The sequence below is a fragment of the Carboxylicivirga sp. genome (assembly GCF_982718395.1).
In genome coordinates this window covers 1-3,112 of the sequence record NZ_CEXQWX010000291.1, presented here as the reverse complement: position 1 = coordinate 3,112, position 3,112 = coordinate 1, and the positions used below count along the sequence as shown (strand labels likewise).

Sequence of the window (3,112 nt, the reverse complement as noted above, 5' to 3'; positions counted from 1 at the left end):
TTTAAACAATATTATAATATATCTCCTGGAGATCTTAGACGATCGGCTCAGTCCGAAAATATTGAATTAAATCTTGCTGGAAAAAGGAAAGTTCACTGGACCAGACAGTATTCAAACACAATTATTGCAACGGCTATTATCCTGCTTGGATTGATCCTGATACAATATACTGTTATAAGCCCTCCAGGCAAATCACGGTCTATAGCCGTTTTGCCCCTTTCAAATCTCACGGGTAATCATGCCAATGATTATATTATTGACGGTATTCATGATGCTCTAATTGGTGAATTGGGAAGAATATCTTCACTCAGAGTCATCTCACGAAAATCAACCCTACGCTACAAGGAAAGCGAAATGCTACTTTCAGACATTGCCAAAGACCTTGGAGTAGCTAATATCATTGAAGGATCGATTCTTTCGGTTGGCGACAGTATTCATTTGATTATTCAGGTTATCAAAGCCCAACCAAATGAACGCCACGTGATGGCAGCTGACTATCATGATAAAATTGATAATATTCTTCACATTCAATCAGATGTGGCAAAGGATGCTGCTAAAAGCGTTCACGCTAAGGTTTCAAAAAAAGAACTGAAAAAAATAAATGATGCCCGCGCTGTTAATCCTAAAGTTTATAAAGCTTATTTAAGGGGAATGCACTTATTACATCAAGGTACAAAAGATGCTTTTGACAGTGGTATTCAACAGTTGCAACATGCAATTGATATCGATCCTGGCGATCCCTTTGCCTATGCTGGAATCGCTTTGGGTTACGCAATTTTAGGACATGGACAACTCAACAGTGAAACATCTTTCAACAGGGCTGTCAGAGCTGCCAATAAAGCCATTAAACTAGATCCAACAATGGATGAACCTTATATGGCCCTTTCAATACTTAGTTTATATCACGACTGGAACTGGCCCCAGGCAAAATTAAGTTTTGAAAATGCTTTATCAATCAACCCAAACAGTGCCATCTCTAATGCTCATTATGCATGGTATCATGTTTTATTCAACGATATGGAAAAAGCTGTTTATTATGCAGAAAAAGCAACTCTTTTGGAGCCTGTTTTTCCTGCTTATCACACCTGGTTAGGGTTGATATATTGCAAAACTCTGGAATTTGATAAAGCTGAAATCTGTGCCAGACGTGCTCTTGATTTAAAGGCAGATGCAGCCTATGGTAACCTTATTTTAGGCTGGTGCAGTCTGCACCAAAAGCAATATCAACAGGCTATTGAATACCACGAACGACTTCCAAAAGGGATTTATTGGGATACACATCTTACCAATTGTTATGTAAGAAGTGGTGAAAGTGAAAAGGCATTATTGATATGGCTTGAGTATGAAGAAAAGGCAAAAAACGAAATAATTAACCCATGCTATATGGGTATGCTTGCCGCACACCTGGGAAAAACAGAGCAAGCTTTTCAATACTTAAATGAAGCTGTGGATAAAAAAATGTACCCAATTACCTATCTTAATTTTTATCCCTATCCTGATGAATTTCGAGACGACAAGCGTTTTGCATATTTGCTTCAGAAAATGAACCTACCCGTCTTACCAAATTAATTTGGTTGTTCAATAAAATTGGCCCCTTCTGCAACAATTTCACACTCGGATAACTTAGTTACACATTTTGCAACATCTGTTTATCGATGCGACATTTCTTACCCAATATCTAATTTACAATGCAACATTGCTTCTATATAACTGCTCTTGATGTGTGGTAATTTGGCTTTTGATTGGTGCAGTTAAAAGGGTTCTGTATTACATCACAAATTATTCATTTAAATCTGTAAGCAATGAAAAAGATGTCAGTAATTATCGGAATGTGTTTTTTAGTTCTTGGTCTAATGGCTCAGAATAAAAAAACCTTTATGCTAGATGATCAGCAGGTTGTCCCCCCTAAATTTGTTGGTGAAGTGGTTAACGAACCAGTGGTAGAAACATCTCCAATTTGCTGTTTTCTTCAGAAAAATCTACCAAATGACAAACGCATAAATGGAAGTTTAACTGAAGGTACGGTTGCAATAGAGTTTACCGTCAACAAGGATGGTTCCTTAACTAACTTTGTTGTAGTTAACGGCGTGAGTTTTGACTTAGATCAGTCTGTAATTGACTGCATTAAAGATTCTGAGGGCATGTGGCAACCAGGCGAAGTTAATGGTCGCCCCAGTGCAATGGAAAAGCGCATCTATGTTAGATTTGATAATCCAGACAATGCTCCATTCGAAGAAATTGTGCGTAACCATTACTACACAGCTATTAAACACTTTACAAAAGGTCAGAATTTTGAAAACAACAAGCTCATTGAAAAGAACAAACAAGAACGTAAAGCTCATCGGATGTATAAGCATTCATTAGCACAGTTAAATGATGCCATGGTTTATTTGCCCAACGATCCATCATTAGCATTTTGGAAAGCTAAAAACTATGAACAACTTAGAATGGACGAACAAATGATTGAAATGCTTGAACTGAGGCGGGAATTATTAAGTATGAGAGCTGACGAACAAAAACTTAAAGAGTATAATAATCTGGCTGTTATCTCCTTTAAGTGATGTTATTAGTATTATCAAATTAGACATTAATAGATTCAAACCTTACTTAGGTCATGATTAATTTCATAAAAAAACCGGCAATGCCGGTTTTTTTATGATCAAAACTCATTATTCATTACTTAACCTCAAATTCGAATTCAACATCTGTTGGAGGTAAACATGTTTCGTTATCGCAACACATAAATGTCAAATACCCTTTTACCTTAGCTGGACGGCTTGTAATACGCACATTGTGTGATAAAGTCGCTTCGTGCTTGAAATAAGGCACTTCCATATCAAAAACCTCATCGTGCTTAACCGTTGGTTTTGTAACTTCCACCGGTTTTTTAATTTCCTTGGCATTTACCATATTTTCGAAAGTAAACTCAGTTCCGACCGGACCACCTTCAGGAACATTTACACCATAAGTCTTCCATCCATCTTCGATGCTTGCATGTGCTATTACCTGCACTTCAAACTTATTTACTTCCTTAATTTCAAATTTCCATTTTACCGGCTCCTTAACCTGAGCACTTATACCAATAGCTCCAAATACCAGGAGAATCATTAAT

Annotated in this window: 3 protein-coding genes; 2 read left to right on the top strand and 1 reads right to left on the bottom strand. The window is 37.0% G+C overall.

The window, feature by feature from the left end; genetic code table 11:
• The coding region (locus AC4MRQ_RS25405; RefSeq protein WP_491200539.1) for a tetratricopeptide repeat protein at nt 1-1,569 on the top strand (1,569 nt) is incomplete at its 5' end.
• 233 nt (nt 1,570-1,802) lie between these two features.
• On the top strand, nt 1,803-2,561 hold the full coding sequence (locus tag AC4MRQ_RS25400; RefSeq protein WP_491200538.1) for an energy transducer TonB: 759 nt from the start codon (nt 1,803-1,805) through the stop codon (nt 2,559-2,561).
• A 115-nt stretch (nt 2,562-2,676) separates the two neighbouring features.
• Here AC4MRQ_RS25400 and AC4MRQ_RS25395 read toward each other — a convergent pair.
• Nucleotides 2,677-3,112, bottom strand: a 436-nt coding sequence (locus AC4MRQ_RS25395) for a protein-disulfide reductase DsbD domain-containing protein (RefSeq protein ID WP_491200537.1), incomplete at its 5' end; no start/stop codon positions are given.